The sequence below is a fragment of the Pseudomonas sp. GG8 genome (genome assembly GCF_052976945.1).
On record NZ_JBRIIP010000001.1, the window covers coordinates 2188863 to 2208976 of the forward strand.

Sequence of the window (20114 nt, forward strand, 5' to 3'; positions counted from 1 at the left end):
GCCTTTTCCATATCGATGCTCCTGATCTTGTTGTTTTTGTCGCAGCAGGTAACGGATGTGTGGTTCGAATGAGGGGTCAGGCGGGTCGTCGTCGTGGCTCATCGGCAGGCTCGGCTGCAAGCAGCTGCGCCCGCAATGGCAAGCCCTCCATGTCCCCCCGGTTTTGTACGGCGCGGCTGCCGATCCAGTTGCCGCGCGCCACTGCTTGGGTAAAGCCCTGATTTTCCAGGAGGGCGCTGATCACGCCGACGGCAAAACCATCTCCGGCGCCGACGGTGTCGACTACGTTGATTACCGGCACGCCCGCGACAAATCCTTGATCCATCTGTGTGCGGTAATAAGCGCCCTTGGCACCGAGCTTGATCACCACCGCTTCAACACCTTGATCCAGATAGAACGCCGCCATGTCTTCCGGGTCCTCGTAGCCGGTGAGCAGTGCGCCTTCCGTCAGCCCCGGCATGACCCAGTGCGCAAGAACGGCAAGTCGGTTGATTTCGCTGATCATCTGCGCCTGGTTTGGCCATAGCGACGGGCGCAAGTTGGGATCGAACGATACGCTGCGCCCAGCCTCGCGCATGGCCGTCATCAGATGCCAGGACAGCTCTCGGGCACTGAGCGACAACGCCGCCGGAATACCTGTGGCGTGCAGATGACGAGCGCTCAGCAGTATCGGGCTGACGTCAGCAACCGACAGGTGACTGGCCGCCGAACCACGGCGGAAATACTCGACACAGGGGTCACGGCCGTCGAGCTCGCGGGACTTGAGCTGAAAACCGGTGGGATACGCAGGATCGACGGCTACATGACGGCAGTCCACGCCTTCGCGTTGCAGGCTGTCGATCACGAAACGCCCGAGCGAGTCATCGCCGACCCGACTCAGCCACGCGACGTTGAAGCCCAGCCGGGCCAAGCCAATAGCGACGTTACTGTCGGCGCCGGCAATGCGTTTTTCGAAGTGACTGACCTGTGCCAGTTCGCCAGATTGCTCGGCGACAAACATGGCCATGGTTTCACCGAACGAGAGGATGTCGATCTCACGCATGGCTGAATGCCTCCTGTGGTTGGCCGAGGCGGGCGAGGGTGCTGATGTGTTGTTGACTGAGCGCGATTAGATCCTCGGCTTGCAGTGGGTATTCAATGGCGCGAGGCACCCCAGGCACGATCTGGCGCAATAGCTGTTCCCACTGATGAAGGTCACTCGGTTCGGGAGGTGTTGCGATCAGCTTGCCCAGGGCATTGCGCGCAACTGCCTTGCAATGCACGTACTCGACATAACGGCCCAGTTGCTTGGCTGCGCTGATTGCCGATTGATCCTGCCATTGCCAATTGCCGATATCGAAGGTCATGCCCACCGGCACATCCAACGCCTGGACGCGGGCGAAGAAGCGACTCAGCGGCTCAATCCGGCCACCCTGAACGGTCTGGTCATTCTCGACCAACACGCGCACCGCATGCCGTACCAGACAACTGGCCAGGGCGTTCATGTCACAGTTTTGGTTGAAATGCCCAAGGGACACTTTAAGCCACGTCGCGCCGCAGGCCGTGGCCCGCAGCAGCGTAGCCTCAAGGTTGGCGTTCGGTTGAGTCTGGCCTTCATTCCACAGCTCCAGTGGTGACGAGTACAGGCACTCAAGCCCCTGTTCTTTGATGGCCAGCGACAATGCCTCGTGGTTTTCTACGGTAAACAATTCTTCACGCAACTCAATGCGCGAGGCGCCAGCACGGGCCAGCAACGGAATAAAACTGGCCTGACCACGTTCACGGACCACGTCGGCACCGTAGCTGGAAAGGCTGATGGAGACAGGGTAAAGGTTCATTGTTATCGTCCTCTGAAACCGGTTTCATTTTGATTCAAAAAAAGCGGCCATCAAGGCCGCCGTACTCGCCATTCAAGGGGAAGTGGCAGAGTCAGGGCCTGGGCCGGGTCGAGCCACGCACGATCAACTGCGCGGTGAAATCGAACGACCGTACCGGCTCCTGCTCGCCACGCAAGCGGTTGAGCAAACACTCGAACGCAGTGACGCCGATTTCATGGGTCGGCTGGGCGAGTGAGGTAATACCGCTGCCCACCAAGGGGTACCAGTCCAGCTCATCGAGGGCGATCAGGCCGATGTCATCGAACAGCGGGCAACCCAACTCTCGCAGCAGTCGCGTGCAGGTCAAGGTCGCGACACCGTTACCGGTGAACAGCGCTTTGGGCCCCGGGCCGGGCGCGGCGAGGAAGGCCTGTAACTGTGGACCCAGTTGATCGCTGGCTTCCAGAACCTGTCCTCGCAGATGCGTGCGCTCGGCGATCAGGCTATTGAACGCGGTCACACGTTCGAGACGAGAGCTGGTGCCGTCCTGTTGCTCACTGACCAACACAATGTCGCGATAACCGCGCTCATCGAGGTGATTGATGGCTTGCAGCACCGCGTCGGCATTGTTCAGCCCGACCAGATCGCTGTGCAGTTGCTCGACCTTGCGATCGACCAGCACCATGGGCAGTTCCTGATGCAATTGGCGCAGCTCATCAAGGTGATGACCTAGCGTATTCACGATCAGGCCTTCGATGTTGTAGGAGCGCAACGCAGCCAGATGCACACGTTCTTGCTCGTCGTTGCGATCGGTATTGCACACCACCAGGCTATAACCGTGTAGGCGGCAGGCGGTTTCGACGCCATGCATGACGGCCACGGAATAGGGATTGCGAATATCGGCGACCAGCATGCCGATCAGTCGGGTGCGACCACGCTTGAGCCCGCGCGCCATTTGATTGGGGCGATAACCGAGGGTGTCGATGGCGTGTTCGATACGCAGTGCGATGGCGTCGGAAAGCAGTTGTCGATCCTCGCCAATAAAGCGCGACACGCTGGCTTTGGACACGCCAGCCAGTGTGGCCACGTCATTCATCGTTACGCGGGACCGCATAGGAGTAGGAAAACTATTCACGACCTGGACCCTGATTATAGTTATAGGGGTTATCAGCAGGTGCTGAGGCAAAGGCTCTGAAAACGGTTTCAGAAAACACCAAAGCGTTGCATCCGTCAACCTTTGATGGCATGAGCGGTGGGGATTTGTGTCGGTGAAGGTCGTAGCGAACGCTAATCAGCTAGATAACGTGAGCCAAATGGAGCTCGGTCAATGCCTGGGCTTTCAGCAACGCCAAGGCCGGGTCGCGTCGATCTCGAGGACGCTCAAGATCGACGCATAGCTCCTGACGAATGCTGCTCGGCCGATTGTCCATCACCATCACGCGATCACTCAAATAAAGCGCCTCGTCGACATCGTGAGTGACCAGGAGCAAGGCAATCGCATGATGTTCTGCCAACTGCAGCAGCAGGTCTTGCAGCTTCATGCGGGTGAAGGCATCCACCGCGCTGAACGGTTCGTCGAGCAACATGGTTAAAGCTCATCTCATGTACGAGATTTCGCCCCATCTTCGCCGCTGCGCCGCCGGTTGGGGCCTCCAGTAATGCTGCGATAAGAGCGTCTATCGGTGATTGGGTCTGCCTGTCACGCAACACTCTGCTGAATCAGTGTCGCTCTAGAAACACCATGCCGCAGCGTTGCGCACTGCCGCTCCAGGCGTGCGTCGGGTGTACGCCTTGCGGTATTTGCCATCGCGCTGTGTGCAATTTTCTGTTTATGGTGAAAGTAATGTCTGATTTTCTTGTCAGACAAATCCTCTTACACACTCGTGATCGATTAAATGAATAAATCAAGGTCAACTGCGCAGCCTTCACACTGAAACCGAATCAGATTGGCACCGTCATGCCGACACGAAACCTACGGCCATCAGGCTCTGATTGAGAATAATGAATAACTACAACCGTATCGCTGCCTTCAAATACGTCCGGCCCTTCGTACTTTTTTTATTGCCCGCGTTATTGATCATTTCTGCTGTTTTCTGGGTTTCCATGGGTGCGCAAGCGCAAGCGCAAGCAGAAGACAGAATGCAAACCCTGGTATTCCTTCGTCACGCTGAAAAGCCTGCCATGGGTCTCGGGCAACTCAATTGCCAAGGGTTGAACCGGGCCATTGCCCTGTCCACGTTGTTGCCCCGGGAGTTCGGCAACGCCAACTTCATCTTCGCTGCAGACCCCAGCCGTCATGTCGAGGAAGGTGATAACGATGAGTCCTACGGTTACCTGCGTCCGCTGCTGACTGTCGGTCCTACTGCAATCAAGTTGGGGCTGCCGATCAATATCGACTTTGGCGCTAATGATATTCATGAGCTGGCAGATGAGTTGTTGCGCGACAAGTACCACGGCGCAACGGTCTACACCGCCTGGTCCAATGGCTATCTGCCAGAACTGATCAATCAGGTCGCCGAGGAGGCAACCGGGCAAAAGCAGACCATTGCGGATGACTGGGACAAGGAAGACTTCGATTCTATCTACGTGCTGACCGTGCTCTGGCATGACGGCAGGGCCACCCTCCATTACAAAAAATCCAGGCAGGGCCTGGATGGCGGCTCGTCAACGTGCCCGTCTTGAGCTAATACCGCATCGGCGATAGCCAGGCCCGACAAGAGGCGCTGGTCAGAAAAGCCTGAAAGGAGTACAAATGTACTCCATGAGCCTATTAAGCCCCCGACGTGCTGCCATCCTGACCTTCATCCGCGACCGTATCGCGCAGCAAGGCCAACCGCCGAGCCTGGCTGAAATCGCCGAGGCCTTTGGTTTTGCTTCGCGCAGTGTGGCGCGCAAACACATTTTGGCCTTGACCGAGGCCGGGCTGATTGAGGTCACGCCTAATCAGGCTCGCGGTATTCGTCTGATGGACGCCGTACGAAAACCCGAACTGCTAGAAATTCCCGTGCTGGGGCGTGTCGCCGCCGGTGCGCCGATTGGTCCTGATGTCGGTACGCATGACACTTTGCTGCTGGATCGCGCAACGTTCTCCCGGGTGCCGGATTACCTGCTGCGTGTGCAGGGCGATTCAATGATCGAAGACGGTATTCTCGACGGCGATCTGGTCGGCGTGCACCGCAGTGCCGAGGCCCAGGACGGGCAAATCGTCGTCGCGCGTCTCGACGGCGAGGTCACCATCAAGCGTCTGGAAACCAGGCCGGGCGAATTCCGTCTGCTGCCGCGAAATCCGGCTTATGCGCCGATCATCGTTCATTCTGATCAGGACTTTGCCATCGAAGGTGTCTTCTGTGGTTTGGTCAGGCGCGGATGATGGGCGCGGTCGTCAGCCTGGACGCGCTGCTTGATGAGCGCCGGGTCTGGAAAGGCCGACCAGCGGCGCAGCCCGTCAGCGCGCACCCTACCGGGCACGCGGCGCTGGATGCAGCATTGCCTACGGGCGGTTGGCCAGCGGCGGCATTGAGTGAAATTCTGGTGGCTGCCGACGGCAGTGGCGAGTTGCAGTTGCTCTGGCCGGCCTTGGTCCGACTGGCTGACAGCGGCGAACGCATCGTGTTGGTCGCGCCGCCTTATGTTCCCTACCCGCAAGCCTGGCAGGCCGCAGGCATCGATCTGCGTTGGCTGGTGATGGTCGATGCGAGCGCTCGGGATGCCTTGTGGGCGACCGAGCAATGTTTGCGCTCTGGCAATTGTGGCGCGGTATTGTGCTGGCCGAAGCACGTGGATGACCGGGCGTTGCGTCGCCTGCAAGTCGCTGCCGAAACCGGCCAGACCCTGGCTTTCGCCTGCCGCCCCGCGCAAGCGGCGATCAATCCTTCGCCAGCTGCGCTGCGTATCGCCATTGATGTGCGTCCCCGGCAGTTACGCGTGCTCAAATGCCGGGGTGGTCTGGTACCGCCGGCACCGATCCCGTTTCCCTTCGGGTCTTGAGGTTCGTATGCTCTGGGCCTGTGTAGTGCTGCCGCAATTGGCGCTTGATGGCGTCATGCGTCGTCGTCCTGATCCCGATGAACCCTTGGCGTTGCTGACGGGCACCGCACACCGCCGTGTAGTGCAGACGGTCAACCCGGCTGCACGCGCCCTCGGTCTGCGTCCCGGTCAATCGCTCACGGCAGCACAAGCCCTGGTACGCCAGTTTGCAACGGTCGAATACGATCCGGCCGAGGTCGAACGCTGGCATCGTTTATTGGCGGCCTGGGCTTATCGATTCAGCTCCCAGGTCAGCTTGAAATACCCCCGGGTACTGATGATGGAAGTCGGATCCAGCCTCAGCCTGTTCGGGCCTTGGCCCGTATTTGAAGCCCGCCTGCGCGAAGAATTGACCGCCTTGGGATTTAGTCATCGGATCGTGGTCGCGCCTAATCCTGCGGCGGCGCGAGTGTTGGCGAACGTGCACGACGGTCTCGCGGTGACGTGCCGCGAAACTTTACGCGAGGCACTGCAACAGATGCCCATTGATCGTGTGGGGCTGAGCCGCGAGGTGGCCACTGCTTTTTCGCGCATGGGCCTGCATACCCTGCACTCCGTGTTGGCGTTGCCGCGCAACACCTTGGCCCGGCGGTTCCCTGCACAAGTGTTGCAGCATCTGGACTCTCTGCTCGGCGAGCGTGCCTTGGCGCTGGATTGTTATCTGCCGCCTGATTATTTCGATCTGCGCATTGAGCTGAATTTCGACGTCGAATCTCATCAGGCATTGCTGTTCCCACTCAAGCGCTTGATCTCGGACCTGGCAGCATTTCTGGCCGGGCGCGACAGTGGTGTCCAGCGCTTTACTATTCATCTGGAACACATGGAAGGCAAGGACACGCTGCTGCCGGTCGGACTGCTCAGCGCCGAGCGCGATGCTGCCATGTTGTTTGAGTTGGCGCGTGGACGGCTGGAGCAGATTCAGGTTCCTTCTCCAGTGCGAGCGGTGCGCTTGTTAGCCCGCGATCTGCCCCGGTTCGTCCCGACCCACCGCGAATTGTTCGAGGAGCGTCCGCACCAGGCGCTGCCTTGGGAGCAACTGCGTGAACGCCTGCGTGCCCGTCTTGGCGATGAGGCGGTCAATGGCGTATACGCCCATGCGGACCACCGTCCCGAATGCGCCTGGCAAACGGGCAATGGACAAACGTCTGGTAGCCCGTTGTCTCTGTCTCCGCGCCCCGGCTGGTTGTTGCGCGAGCCTGTCCCTATGCACGAATCAGGCATGCGCATCCTCGCCGGGCCTGAACGCATTGAATCAGGCTGGTGGGACGGCGGCGACGTGCGACGTGACTATTACTTGATCGAAACCCGCTCAGGTCAGCGGGCCTGGGCTTATCAAACGGTTGGAGAGGGCGACAGTCTACTGCTACAGGGGTGGTTTGCATGACCCCTTGCGCGTCTGCCAACGATGCTGGCTATGCAGAATTGCATTGCCTGTCCAACTTCAGCTTCCAACGCGGGGCATCCAGCGCGCGGGAGCTGTTCGAGCGCGCCAAACGCCAGGGTTATCACGCGCTGGCGATCACTGACGAGTGCACCCTGGCCGGTATCGTACGTGCTTGGCAGGCGTCCCGCGAGGTGGGATTGCCCATGATCGTCGGCAGTGAAATGAGGATTGAAGACGGCCCGAATATCGTACTGCTGGCAGAAAATCTCTGCGGTTATCAGGCGTTGTGTCGACTGATAACTCTGGGCCGACGCCGAGCGAAGAAAGGCGAATACCGCCTGCTGCGTGAGGATTTTTGCGAGCCGCTGGCCGGGTTGCTGGCGCTGTGGCTGCCAGAGCCATCAAGCGAGTCCGTTACCCATCATGAGCAGGGGTTATGGTTACGCGGCCTGTTCCCGGAGCGTCTGTGGCTTGCCGTCGAGCTGCATCGTGGTCCCGATGATAGCCAACGGCTGATAAGTCTTCAGGCATTGGCCCACTCATTGAGCATCCCGACCGTGGCCTGCGGCGATGTGCACATGCATGCCCGTGGCCGTCGCGCGTTGCAAGACACCATGACTGCGATCCGTCATCACACCACGGTGGCGGAGGCAGGGCATCGATTGTTCGCCAACGGTGAGCGCCATCTTCGGCCTGTAGCGACGCTGACTGAGCTTTACCCGCCAGCGCTGTTGGCGGAATCCGTGCACATAGCCCAGCGATGTACTTTCGATCTGGGCCAGTTGCGCTACGAGTACCCTCACGAACTGGTGCCCAAGGGGCAAACCGCTACGTCCTGGTTACGCCACATGACCGAACAGGGCCTGGGCCGACGCTGGCCCAAAGGTGCCCCCGACAAGGCACGAGAGCTGATCGAACGCGAACTGGGGTTGATTGCCGAACTGGGTTACGAAAGCTATTTCCTGACGGTTCATGACATCGTCCAATTTGCCCGTAGCCGCCATATTCTTTGCCAGGGTCGCGGTTCGGCGGCCAACTCGGCGGTGTGTTATGCCTTGGGTATTACTGAGCTCGATCCGGCACGCATGAACATGTTGTTCGAGCGTTTTATTTCCAGGGAGCGCAACGAACCGCCGGATATCGACGTGGATTTCGAGCATGAACGCAGGGAAGAGGTGTTGCAGTACGTGTTTCAGCGTTATGGCCGGGGCAGGGCAGCGATTACTGCGGTGGCCAGCACCTATCACGGTGCAGGCGCGGTACGGGATGTGGCCAAAGTACTGGGTTTGCCAACGGATCAGATCAACGCGTTGGCCGATTGTTTTGGCCGCTGGAGCGATAAACTGCCACCGCAAGAGCGCCTGCGTGAGTGCGGTTTTGAGCCGGACAGCCCGATACTGCATAGGGTCTTGACCTTGACTGGCGAACTGATCGGCTTTCCTCGGCACCTGTCACAGCATCCGGGGGGCTTCGTCATCTCCGAACAGCCGCTGGACACGTTGGTCCCGGTAGAAAACGCCGCCATGGCTGATCGCACCATCATCCAGTGGGACAAGGACGATCTGGACATGGTCGGGCTGCTCAAGGTCGATATCCTTGCGCTGGGCATGCTCAGCGCACTGCGCAGGACTTTCGATCTGGTGCGCCGCTATCGGGGTTACGACCTGACTCTGGCTACGGTGCCCTCCGAGGATAAACAGACCTATGAAATGATCAGCCGCGCCGACACCGTAGGCGTCTTCCAGATCGAATCACGGGCGCAAATGGCGATGCTGCCACGCCTGAAACCCACGAACTTCTATGACCTGGTGATCGAGGTCGCTATCGTCCGTCCCGGCCCCATTCAGGGAGATATGGTGCATCCCTACCTGCGTCGGCGTAACAAAGAAGAACCGGTGACGTATCCCTCCGAAGCACTAAAGGCGGTCTTCGAGCGCACATTGGGCGTGCCGTTGTTTCAGGAGCAAGTGATGCACCTGGCGGTGGTGGCTGCCGATTACACGCCGGGGGAGGCTGATCAGTTGCGCCGTTCGATGGCCGCCTGGAAACGTCACGGCGGCCTGGAACCTCACCAAGTGCGCCTGACCCAAGGCATGCTCAAAAACGGCTACACCGCTGAATTCGCCCAGCAGATTTTTGAGCAGATCAAAGGGTTTGGCAGCTATGGTTTCCCTGAGTCCCACGCTGCCAGCTTCGCCCTGTTGACTTATGCCAGTTGCTGGCTCAAATGCCATGAGCCCGCAGCTTTTGCCTGCGCCCTGATCAATAGCTGGCCGATGGGTTTCTACAGCCCCGACCAACTTTTGCAGGACGCTCGTCGTCATCACATCGAGATTCGTCCGGTGGATGTGCGCTACAGCGAGTGGGACTGCTCGCTAGAACCGTGTGGCATCGATGCTTTTGCGATCCGTTTGGGCTTGCGCATGGTGCGTGGGTTTCGCGAGGAAGACGCGCTGCACATCGAAAAAGCCAGAGCGCTCAGCGCGTTTGTCGATGCCAGCGACCTCAGCCTGCGCGGACAACTGGATGCACGGGCCCGAGGGTTACTTGCCGATTCCGGTGCTTTGCGCGGCCTGCTCGGGCATCGACACCGCGCACGTTGGGAAGTGGCCGGCGTCGAGGCACAACGGCCATTGTTCGCGGATCAGTCCGCAACCGAGGAACCTTACGTGGCATTGCCACTGCCCACCGTAGGCGAAGACCTGTATGCCGATTACGCAACCGTCGGCACGACCCTGGGTCCGCATCCGCTGGCATTGTTGCGTCGTCAGCTCAATGCCCGGCGCTGCCGAAGTTCAAAGGAGCTGGTCGGTATCGAACACGGGCGCAACGTAAGCGTTGCTGGTCTGGTCACCGGCAGACAACGTCCGCAGACAGCCAGCGGCGTGACCTTCGTTACGCTGGAGGACGAACACGGGATGATCAACGTGGTGGTTTGGCGTGATCTGGCCGAGCGCCAACGCCGGGTGCTGGTGGGAGCGCAACTGCTGCAGGTCTATGGACGTCTGGAATCCAAAGACGGAGTGCGTCATTTGATCGCCGGTCGCCTGCAAGACTTGACGCCCTTACTGACCGGACTCGATGTGCGCAGTCGGGACTTCCATTAAATAAAAGAAGAGGGCGCCGATGTCACCCGCGAACGAGTTATTTCAATAACCTGAGTTATCTGACCTAAATCAAAAAAAACCGCGTTTTTATTGTTATTAGTTGAAGTCGGCGACCGGCTGCACTCCTTGCTGCGCGCCCCTTATCAAGGGCGTTAATTAGCGCTTATAACCCGTTTCACGACTTGAAATGGAGTGTGCAATGAGTACGGTTCGAAACCCTCTACCTGCCTATCTCGCCCACCGCTATCCCGTCATGATTGTGGTCAACCCTCAGCTGTCGGACCACAGCGTCGTTGTTCGCAGCGCCTTGGAAGTTTCTGACGCACTAAGGGCGCTGGACCTTGAAATAGAAACAGTAATGTCGCTTGAAGATGCCGAAATCGCGTTTACTGCAGACCCTGCTTATTGTTGCGTGATCTTGGGTTGGGGATTGTGTATCGCGAATATTGAGCAGGCTGAAAAAGTGATTCGCCTGATCCGTCGCCGAACCAGCAAGTTGCCGATCATGCTGGGAATGACCAGTGAGAACAGCAGTCATGTTCCGCTGGCGTTCGTAGAGGAAATCGATGGTTTCATCTGGCAACCTGAAGACAGTCCGGCATTCATTGCCGGCAGGATTGAGGCCGCAGCACGTCGTTACCTCGACACGATCCTGCCGCCATTCTTCGGTGCGATGGTGAACTTCGCCGAGACCTATGAATATTCATGGCACACCCCAGGCCATACCGGCGGCACCGCCTTCATGAAAACTGCCGTGGGCCGTACCTTTCTCGATTTTTACGGTGAACAAATGCTCCGGTCCGACCTGAGCGTTTCAGTCGGTCAGCTAGGTTCGCTAAACGATCATTCCGGACCTGTAGCGGCGGCAGAAAAAAATGCGGCGCGGGTGTTTGGGGCGGACTACACATTCTTCTCCGTCGGAGGCAGCTCGGCGAGTAACGAAATCATTCTGCATTCAGCAGTGACCGATGGCGATGCCGTGTTAGTTGACCGCAATTGCCATAAATCACTGAATTACGCGCTGAACATGTCTGGCGCTATTCCGTTGTACCTGCTGCCTCGCCGTAATACGCGGGGTTTGATTGGTCCTGTGCCGCTCAGTGAGCTGACGCCGGAAGCCATCGCGGGGAAGATATCCGCCAGCCCGCTGATTACGGATAAACAGATCCGGCCCGTGCTTGCAGTGTTGACCAACTCCACCTATGACGGTCTTTGCTACCACGTACAGACCACCACGCGCGAACTGAGCCAAAGCGTGGATCGCATCCATTACGACGAGGCGTGGTATGCCTATGCCCGCTTCAACTCGCTTTACGAAAACCGTTACGGCATGCACCGGGGTGAGCGGCACGCCGACGATGCCACCGTGACCGTGACCCATTCCACCCACAAGTTGCTGGCGGCCCTGTCACAAGCATCGATGATTCATATTCGTTCAGGAAAAGTGCCGGTCAAGCCGGCGCTGTTCAATGAAGCATTCATGATGCACACCTCGACGTCGCCGCAATACAGCATCATCGCCTCCACGGATGTGTCAGCAAAAATGATGGATGACGCTGGCGAATACCTCACCGATGAATCGATCGACGAGGCGATCACCTTTCGCCAGGCCATGGTTCGCTTGACTCAGCAAGTGGTGCAGCGCAACGCGACCGATTGGTGGTTTGGCGTCTGGCAACCGGACGACGTAGACGGCACGCCCTTTGCCGAGGTCGATCGGCAACGCCTGCATCAAAGTGATGCCTGGGTGCTCAAACCCGGTGCTCAATGGCACGGTTTCGGTGATTTGGGCAATGACTACTGCATGCTCGATCCGATCAAAGTCACCCTTTTGACGCCCGGTCTGGATTCGCAAGGTCAGCTACAGGCCTGGGGGATTCCTGCACCGTTGGTGTCTTCCTTCTTGTCCAGCTGCGGCACTGTCGTGGAAAAGACCGAGCCCTATTCCATCCTGGTGCTGTTCAGCATCGGCGTGACCAAAGGCAAATGGGGTTCATTAGTCGCCGCAATGATGGAATTCAAGAAGCACTACGACGCCAACACCGCACTGGAAGAGGTAATGCCCGATCTGGTCGCAGCGTATCCCGACAGTTATGAGGGGTTGGGGCTGCAGGATCTTGCGCAGCGCATGCACGACGAAATCGTTAGAAGTGGCCTGCTGCGCAACATGGACAAGGCCTTCACCTTGTTGCCGGACCCGGTGAGTACGCCACGCGCCACCTACGCCAAACTGGTCAAAGGCGACGTAGAGCAAATTGCCGTGCGCGATTTGCAAGACCGAACCGTGGCCGTACAGGTCGTGCCCTATCCACCCGGCATTCCGTTGATGATGCCGGGTGAAGCCGTCGGCGCCGACAAGAGGGCGATCATCGACTACCTGTTGGCGATGGAGCAGTTCGACGTCTGCTTTCCGGGCTTCGAGCATGACAACCATGGCATCGAGATCGAGCGCGACGCTCATCACGGGCTGACCTACAAGGTTTATGTTGTCAAACAATGATGCTTCATTCTCCCGCGTTCGGAGAATGCTCCGTGCGCAGATCGGGCACGAGGAGTCTGCAATGGCTGAGTCAAACAAAAAAATGAGTCTCATGGGCCTCACCACCCTAGTAGCGGTGAACATGATGGGCTCGGGAATCATCATGCTTCCTTCCAGCATGGCGCGCCTGGGTGCTGTCTCCTTGCTGTCCTGGATCATCACGGCCATTGGGTCCATGGCCATCGCGTATTGTTTTGCTCAGTGCGGCGTCTACTGTCCGCGTTCGGGAGGCATGTCAGCCTATACCGAGGAGGCGCATGGCAAATCGGCGTTCTTCCTCTGTTCATTCCTTTATTTTCTCTCCTTGGCCATCGGTAACGTTGCCATTGGCATCTCGGCGGTAGGTTACCTGACGCCATTTTTCCCCTGGCTCGGTTCTGGCGCTATCCCGCTATTCATCGGTTGTGTGGGTTTGATCTGGTTGACCACTGCGGCCAACTTCGGTGGCGCGAGCATCACGGGACGGTTGGGGGCTATTACGGTTTGGGGCGTGATTATTCCGGTCGCGGGACTGAGCGTTATTGGTTGGTTCTGGTTCGAGCCGAAGGTGTTCTCGGACGCCTGGAATCCGAATGCTATCCCGGTAAAAGACGCAATCACACAGAGTATTCCGCTGACGCTGTGGGCGTTTCTGGGGATGGAGTCTGCCGCGCAAAACTCGGATGCCGTGGATGACCCTAAACGCAACGTGCCTCTGGCCTGCCTTTTTGGCACGCTGGGTGCCGCCGTTGTGTATGTGCTGTCGACCACGGTTATCCAGGGGATCATTCCGAATGCGGAGTTGGCTAACTCAAGTGCACCCTTCGCCTTTGTCTATGCACATATGTTCAACCCGTTAATCGGCAAGATCATCATGGCGTTGGCGGTGATGGCGTGTATAGGTTCACTGCTGGGGTGGCAGTTCACACTGGCGCAAACTGCCAAGGTCACTGCTGATCAGGGCATGTTTCCGAAGCTGTTCTGCAGGGTGACGGCCTCGGACGCGCCGGTGGTTGGCATGATCGCCTGTGGGGTATTGCAGACGTTACTGGCGTTATCGACGATCTCACCCAATGCCAGCGAGCAGTTTGGCAAGCTGGTTAACCTGGCGGCGGTGACCAACTTATTGCCCTACGTGACGGCCCTGTCCGGCCTGCTGGTGATCATGTTCAAGGCTCAAGTCAGCCACAGCATCTATGTCCGAAATATCGCGGTGTTGATGGTTGCGATGGCTTATTCGTTCTACGCCATTTACGCCTCCGGTAAAGACGCGGTATTCGGCGCGTTCATCGTTTTGGCCATCGGCTATCTGGTCTACGGCTTCATTGCCAAGGGCTTCGTCAAAGCGCAACCGGTCAGCTCACCGGGTTCCGGCCAGGCGTGAGCCATTGCAGATGAAACATGGGTCTCGGAATTCGGAATAATGCGGGGAGCAGAATATGAAGCAGCGACTGTTGAATGGCGTCACCATCACCCTCCTGTGTCTGGCAGGAATGACACCCCTACAGAGCAGTGCCGACACGCTGTCGCGGATTCGCGGCAGCTCGGCCATCAACTTGGGGTACCTGCCAAACGCGTCCCCCTTCACGTCCAACGTGGACGGGAAAGCCAGTGGCTATGCGATTGAGTTGTGCAACCTGATTGCCGAGCGTGTCAAAGCCCAGACCCAACTGAGCAGTCTGGCCATTCACTATGTCGAAGTCGCTGAGGGCAACGGGCTTGACGACGTGCGCCAGGGCAAGATCGATCTGCTGTGTACACCTGGCGTTGAAACCCTGGCAGCACGCAAGTCCGTCAGTTTTTCGGTGCCTGTATTTACTGCAGGCCTGACGGCGGTGGTTAGCAAGGACGCCCCGAATGATTTAATACGCGTACTCAATGGTGAAGTCGCCCATTCGGGTCCCACTTGGCGCGGAACGATCAATCAGGGACTGTCTCATCACACCTACGTGGTCATGGTAGGAGGTGTTACCGAACAGTGGATACATGAGCGGATCAAAACCCTCGGCGTGATTGCCGACGTGATTACAGTGAAGAACTTTGCCGAAGGTATTGATTTGATTGCGCGGAAAAAAGCCAGTGCGTTTTTTGCGGACCGAAGGGTGTTGCTCAGCTACGCGGCGAAAAGTAACGCCGCCAATGAGTTGCAAGTGCTCGATACCCTGTACGACTTCGCGCCAATCGCCATGGCTGTAGATCGGCAAGATGAAGACTTTCGCCTCATGGTAGACAGTGCCTTGAGCAGTGTGTATCGATCAGGGGAGATATTGAATATCTACGCCAAGTACTTTGGAGGGACGAACGAAGTCAATGCCATGCTCTTCAAACTCTATGCACTCCCATGAAACATATCGGGGCAGCCCGCGCTGAGCGCTCGCTGCCCCATGGGGACTCATCGAGATGGCTTACGATTGATGAGCACGTGGGCAATGTCGCGGCTCAGTGTTGCCAGGAGGCGATCATGGGCCGCAAGCAAGGCAGTCAGGTCCTGACCACGGGTGGGTTCGCTGATGATCGTTCGACCCGATTTCAGCACCTGTTCATCGGCGGTACGGATTGTCCACCGGGCATCCAGACTCGCCGCTGTACCCAGGACAGACTCGAAACGCAGAACGTCCACGGCCACGTGATAATCGGCATCGACCGTTGTGTCTGGGGAATAGACCGCCATCCGTGGGTTGCCAGTCAACTGTGTCAGATTGCTCGCGATAACATGGCCGATGATGCTTTGCAGCGAGGCCGCCCAGCGCGTCTGCTCCAGAATCTCAACCTGATTGTCGTTACGCGTCAACACTAACTGCTGCCGCTCTACCAGCTCGGGTACGGTCACCGGGCCAACGTTGACTGAATACGCCGTATTGGATGCCGCCGGGTCGCGCTCGGCAACCGCCCGTAGCGTATAGAAATGCTCTTTTGGTGCGCTGCCACAGCCGCTGAGGGCCGCAGCTATCAAGCTGGCCAGAAGCGCTATCGAGCTCAGTTTCATCGTTGATCCTCCTGCTTGCCCCGAATCAGCGCTTCGGGATGGCGCTCAAGATAATCGGCCAGGCTGCGTAACGACTTTGCCGTGCGCCCTAATTCCCGAATGGCTTCGTGAGTGTCCTGTAACAAGGGTTTATTGGCCGATATAAGTCCTTGGGCTGAACCCACCGCTTGACGCGCTTCGGTCAGGGCCGCCACGATTTGCGGCGTTACCTGCGTATTCAGTCGATTCAACAAACCGCTGGCCGCCTGCAATGTCTGGCGCAGGTCAGTGCCAATCTGTTCGATAGGTAGTTTCTCCAGCCTGCTGGCGATGCTTTTCAGGGAAGCTTGTATTTCTTCCATTCGCCCGGGCACGGTGGGCAGCTCGGGCAGGTCGCTACCCCAGTTGATGGTGGCCTTGTCCACGTCCGGGAAGAAATCCAGAGCGATATAGAGCTGCCCTGTGAGCAGATTTCCGGTGCGCATCTGAGCACGCATACCGTTTGCCACCATCCCCTCCAAGAACTGTTTGCGCGCCTCATCTGAAAGCTTGGCCCTGTTCTTGTCTCGGGAGCGCAACCTCAGGCGTTCCGGATACAGGCTCACTTCGACGGGCATGACAATACTGTGGCTGCTCGGGTCCATCTCCACCCGGATATCCGAGACTTCACCCAGCGTAACGCCTTGAAAGTCGATCGGCGATCCTGGCGTCAGGCCTCTAAGGGACTCGTTGAACAGCATGACCATCTTCAAGACGTCACGTTCAGGATTGTGCATCGCCGTCGTGCGCCCGTTGAACAATTCAAAAAGGCTGTCTGCAGCGGCAGCGGGGCGTTCGACTGAATCCGCAGGCGTCTCGAAGGCAATGCCGCCCAGGAGGATTGAGGCGAGCGATTGCGTGTTCACCTCAATGCCGCTGGCGCCGAGCTTGATATCTATGCCACTGGCATTCCAGAAGCGCGTGTTGTCGGTGACAAACTGGTCGTAGGGGGCATTTACGAAGATTCGCATACTCAATCCCTGACCATCCTTGTCGAGATCAAACGCTACCACCTGACCTACCTGTACCCGACGAAAGAAAATAGGTGACCCTGCGCTCAGTGAACCCAAGTCGTTGCTGCGCAGAACGAACTCACGACCGGGGGTATCGACCTGAATGACCGGCGGCACATCCAATGCATTGAAAGACCGCTGCGCCTGATCGGACTTGCCCACACCGACCCCGATGAACGCGCCAGATAGAACCGTGCTCAGCCCTGAAACGTTGCCGCCGGAAATTCGTGGCGTCACCAGCCAAAATGCAGTGTCCTTAACCAGATAGGGTTTGAAATCCTTGGTCAGTTCGGCAGTGGCGACCACTTGCTTGAGATCACGCGACAAGGTCACCTCAGTGACCTTTCCAATCTCCACATCCTTGTACCTGAGCTTGGTTTTGCCGGCCTCAAGACCCTCAGCGTTCTTGAAGACAATGCTGATGACAGGGCCTTGATTGAGAATCGACGAGACCATCAGCCAGCCCCCGATCAGCGCCGCGATCAAGGGCACGAGCCACACTAACTGCAGCGACCATCGCGATTTTCGGGCTGTTTCGGCTTCAGGCACGGTGGATAGATCGGAGGGCAGGGACGTTTCAGTCATGGTCTTGCTCCAAGGAATCCCAGATCAGGCGTGGATCGAAACTCATTGCCGCAAACAGGGTCAAGACGACCACCGCACCAAAGGCCAGCGCCCCGGGGCCTGGTCTGATAGTCGCCAGTGCATCGAGCTGCACCAGGGCCACCAACAGGGTCACCACATACACATCGAGCATCGACCAGCGGCCCACCAGTTCAACCATTCGGTAGAGTTTTGCGCGTTGCAGGGGCTGCCAGCGGGAATGCAGTTGCACCGACACCAGAAGGAGGATCAATGCGATCAGTTTGGCCATCGGTACGAGGATGCTGGCAATGAACACCACCAACGCCAGGTACCATGAACCGGACCGCCACAAATACACCACGCCACTCATGATGGTGTCGGCCTGGGAGCCGAACAGAGAGCTGGTTTCCATGATAGGCAGCAGGTTGGCGGGTATATAAAGGATCACCGCGGCGATCACAAAGGCCCAGGAGGACGCCAGGCTGTTGGGTTTTCGATCATGCAGCGTACAGCCGCAACGCGAGCAGCGAGCCCCTCCACCGTGGTCCGACTTCAGCAACAGCCCGCAGCCATGGCAGGTCACCAGACCGAAGCGAACTGCGGTCTTCGGGCCCTTCACCGCAGCGACCCCAGCCGTGCCCATAGGTCATGAGTGTCGAATGACGAAGCCGCTGCCGCCATCAGCAGCATCACGCCGCCAAAGCACCACAACGCTACTCCTGGAATCACGGTAGCGAGGTGGGCAAGCTTGACCAGGGACACCAGCACGCCGAGGACAAAAACCTCCACCATGCCCCAGGGCTGGACCATGACCATGCTGCGAAATGCCAGCTGCGCGTGGGGCGGACAACGCCTGAAGTACGCCGGTAGCAGAAGATAGATCATGGTCAGCATCTGGATCAGCGGGGCAATGAAGGTGGTCACCAGCACGAGCCCGGCAACCATGGCCATGTCGTCGCGATACATGACTCGCGCAGACCCCACGAGGGTGGTCTGAATAAACTCGCCATTGATCGTGAGACCGACGATGGGGAACACATTGGCAATCACAAACAAGATCAGCGCGCCCAGGCAAAAGGCCAGGGCACGCTCCGAGCCTTGTGGATGACGGCGGAACAGTGTTGCACCGCAGCGACAACAGCGAGCAACCCCACCATTGGGCAGGCGGGGTTCTCGTTGCAGAAGATCGCACTCATGGCACGCGATCAGGCCACTTTGTGCCTGGCTCATGGCGCGCCCTTGTCTTTATCGGCTAACGGGGTGGGCTCAAGCCTGGTCAGCTTATCCGCCTCATCCACCCAGCCGCCTCCGGTGGCCTTGTACAGATCGATCATTGCGGTGAGTACCGCGCCCTGAGTATTGGCGTAGCTTAATTCGACATCGAACAAGGTGCGCTCGGCATCCAGTACCTCGATATAACTGGTGTAGCCATTGTCGTAGCGCAGATTCGCCAGCCTTGCATAGGTACGCAGCGCGTCTATCTGGCGTGCCTGTGTGGCCAACTGCTCACGAGACTTTTGCGAGGCGATCAAGGCATTTTCAACATCCTTGAACGCCGACTGAATCGCCTGCTGGTAGGTCAGCAGATATTGTTGCTGGATGGCTCTTGCTTGTTGCACCTGCCCGGCGATGCCCCCAGCGGTAAAGATCGGAAGGGAGGCCGCTGCAGCGTAAGACCAGGTTTCAGCTGGCCCGGTAAACAGGTCGGAGAGTTGATTGCTGACTGAACCCACCAGCCCCGTGAGGGAAATCGTCGGAAAGTAGAGGGCTTTGGCTGCACCGATACGCGCATTCGCTGCAATCAGGTTCAATTCGGCCTGGCGCAGGTCCGGCCGCTGTTCCAGTACGGCTGAGGGTAATCCGCTGGGGACCGACGGCAGGGTTAATTGCCCTAACGCACGCCCGCGCACCAGCGGCCCCGGATTACGTCCCAGGAGTACGGCCAGCGCATTTTCCTGTTGAGCAGCCAGCGATTCGAGTCTCGGTACGGTAGACAGAGCACGTTCGTATTCGGATTGACTCTGTGCCAGCTCCATTTCGGAAACGACACTGGCGGTGTAGCGTAGCTTGAATATTTCGTAGGAATCGCTGCGCAGTTTGACAGTTGCCCGGGCAATCTCCAGCTCCCGGTCCAGATCCCGCAAGTTCACGTAGCTTGTGGCCACTGCCGATACCAAGCTCAAGATGACTGCGCGCCGGCCTTCTTCCGTTGCCAGAAGCTCGGCGCGGGCAGCTTCGTCGAGGCGACGTAGACGTCCCCATATATCAAGCTCCCAGCTCACCCCAAGAACGGCCTGATAGTTCTCATAGATGGGGTTGGTACCGGATGTCAGAGGTACCGGTCCACTGTTCAACGGGGCCTTGGCCCGCTGTCCCTGGAGCCCGCTCCCTATCTGAGGAAACCGACGTGAATGCGTTTCGCCGTAGCGCCCCTGATACTCCTCGACCCGTGCGGCGGCGATCTTGACATCCTTGTTTTCGTTAAGCGCCGTGCGAATCAAGTCGTTTAGCACCGAATCCTGAAACTGTTCCCACCACAGTGTGTTGGATACCTGTCTGGCCTCTTGGTCCGCGTACCTGAAAGTCGCGGGTATCTCGACCTTGGGGCGCTCATAGTCGGGGCCCACGGTGCAGCTACCGAGGGCGAGGCCGAGCAGCAGAAATAGCGGGGGTCTGAGCAC

At 58.3% G+C, this 20114-nt stretch carries 16 protein-coding genes and 1 pseudogene; 8 read left to right on the forward strand and 9 right to left on the reverse strand.

What is annotated here, in order from left to right; all coding sequences use genetic code 11:
* Positions 1-76: 76 nt before the first annotated feature.
* The 4 genes and pseudogenes from ACVBEG_RS10555 to ACVBEG_RS10570 form a co-directional block, all read right to left on the reverse strand.
* Positions 77-1042, reverse strand: coding sequence for a sugar kinase (locus tag ACVBEG_RS10555; protein WP_322179361.1), 966 nt, complete (start codon positions 1040-1042; stop codon positions 77-79).
* The gene (locus ACVBEG_RS10560; protein ID WP_323565822.1) at positions 1035-1817 is read right to left on the reverse strand and encodes a sugar phosphate isomerase/epimerase family protein; all 783 of its coding nucleotides are present in this window, start codon (positions 1815-1817) and stop codon (positions 1035-1037) included. Before ACVBEG_RS10560 ends, ACVBEG_RS10555 begins: the two co-directional genes overlap by 8 nt.
* Positions 1818-1908: 91 nt before the next feature.
* Positions 1909-2892 carry a LacI family DNA-binding transcriptional regulator gene (locus ACVBEG_RS10565; protein ID WP_323565821.1) on the reverse strand — a complete coding sequence of 328 codons (984 nt, stop codon included), beginning with the start codon at positions 2890-2892 and terminating at the stop codon, positions 1909-1911.
* 199 nt (positions 2893-3091) lie between these two features.
* Positions 3092-3382, reverse strand: a pseudogene (locus ACVBEG_RS10570) (ABC transporter ATP-binding protein); the annotation flags it as partial.
* A gap of 415 nt (positions 3383-3797) precedes the next feature.
* Between ACVBEG_RS10570 and ACVBEG_RS10575 the strand changes: the two are divergent.
* From ACVBEG_RS10575 to ACVBEG_RS10610, 8 genes are all read left to right on the forward strand, one after another.
* A complete protein-coding gene (locus ACVBEG_RS10575) occupies positions 3798-4478 on the forward strand; it encodes a hypothetical protein (RefSeq protein ID WP_323565820.1) in 681 nt (226 codons plus the stop codon).
* Between the two features lie 70 nt (positions 4479-4548).
* Positions 4549-5166: a transcriptional repressor LexA gene (gene lexA, locus ACVBEG_RS10580; protein WP_323565819.1), complete on the forward strand. Its 618-nt coding sequence runs from the start codon at positions 4549-4551 to the stop codon at positions 5164-5166.
* A complete protein-coding gene (gene imuA / locus ACVBEG_RS10585; protein WP_322216127.1) occupies positions 5166-5783 on the forward strand; it encodes a translesion DNA synthesis-associated protein ImuA in 618 nt (205 codons plus the stop codon). The genes lexA and imuA overlap by 1 nt, the downstream gene beginning before the upstream one ends.
* A 7-nt stretch (positions 5784-5790) precedes the next feature.
* Positions 5791-7206 (forward strand): Y-family DNA polymerase, encoded by a 1416-nt coding sequence (locus tag ACVBEG_RS10590; protein ID WP_443690855.1) that lies wholly within the window; start codon positions 5791-5793, stop codon positions 7204-7206.
* Positions 7203-10313, forward strand: a complete 3111-nt coding sequence (locus ACVBEG_RS10595) for an error-prone DNA polymerase (protein WP_323565817.1) — start codon at positions 7203-7205, stop codon at positions 10311-10313. The genes ACVBEG_RS10590 and ACVBEG_RS10595 overlap by 4 nt, the downstream gene beginning before the upstream one ends.
* 199 nt (positions 10314-10512) lie before the next feature.
* Positions 10513-12813, forward strand: coding sequence for an Orn/Lys/Arg family decarboxylase (locus ACVBEG_RS10600; RefSeq protein WP_323565816.1), 2301 nt, complete (start codon positions 10513-10515; stop codon positions 12811-12813).
* A 61-nt stretch (positions 12814-12874) separates the two neighbouring features.
* Positions 12875-14215 (forward strand): putrescine-ornithine antiporter, encoded by a 1341-nt coding sequence (gene potE / locus ACVBEG_RS10605; RefSeq protein WP_323565815.1) that lies wholly within the window; start codon positions 12875-12877, stop codon positions 14213-14215.
* Positions 14216-14270: 55 nt separating this feature from the next.
* On the forward strand, positions 14271-15176 hold the full coding sequence (locus ACVBEG_RS10610; protein ID WP_323565814.1) for an amino acid ABC transporter substrate-binding protein: 906 nt from the start codon (positions 14271-14273) through the stop codon (positions 15174-15176).
* A gap of 47 nt (positions 15177-15223) precedes the next feature.
* Here the strand turns inward: ACVBEG_RS10610 and ACVBEG_RS10615 are convergent, their stop codons facing one another.
* Genes ACVBEG_RS10615 through ACVBEG_RS10635 form a run of 5 tightly spaced genes read right to left on the reverse strand, consistent with a single transcriptional unit; the run spans position 15224 to position 20114 of the window.
* On the reverse strand, positions 15224-15817 hold the full coding sequence (locus tag ACVBEG_RS10615) for a PqiC family protein (RefSeq protein ID WP_322179350.1): 594 nt from the start codon (positions 15815-15817) through the stop codon (positions 15224-15226).
* Positions 15814-17433 carry a PqiB family protein gene (locus ACVBEG_RS10620; RefSeq protein WP_322179349.1) on the reverse strand — a complete coding sequence of 540 codons (1620 nt, stop codon included), beginning with the start codon at positions 17431-17433 and terminating at the stop codon, positions 15814-15816. Before ACVBEG_RS10620 ends, ACVBEG_RS10615 begins: the two co-directional genes overlap by 4 nt.
* Positions 17426-18052, reverse strand: coding sequence for a paraquat-inducible protein A (locus tag ACVBEG_RS10625; RefSeq protein ID WP_322179348.1), 627 nt, complete (start codon positions 18050-18052; stop codon positions 17426-17428). Before ACVBEG_RS10625 ends, ACVBEG_RS10620 begins: the two co-directional genes overlap by 8 nt.
* Entirely contained in the window at positions 18049-18663 is a 615-nt protein-coding gene (locus ACVBEG_RS10630) for a paraquat-inducible protein A (protein ID WP_322179347.1), read from the reverse strand. Before ACVBEG_RS10630 ends, ACVBEG_RS10625 begins: the two co-directional genes overlap by 4 nt.
* Positions 18660-20114 (reverse strand): efflux transporter outer membrane subunit, encoded by a 1455-nt coding sequence (locus tag ACVBEG_RS10635; protein WP_322179346.1) that lies wholly within the window; start codon positions 20112-20114, stop codon positions 18660-18662. The genes ACVBEG_RS10630 and ACVBEG_RS10635 overlap by 4 nt, the downstream gene beginning before the upstream one ends.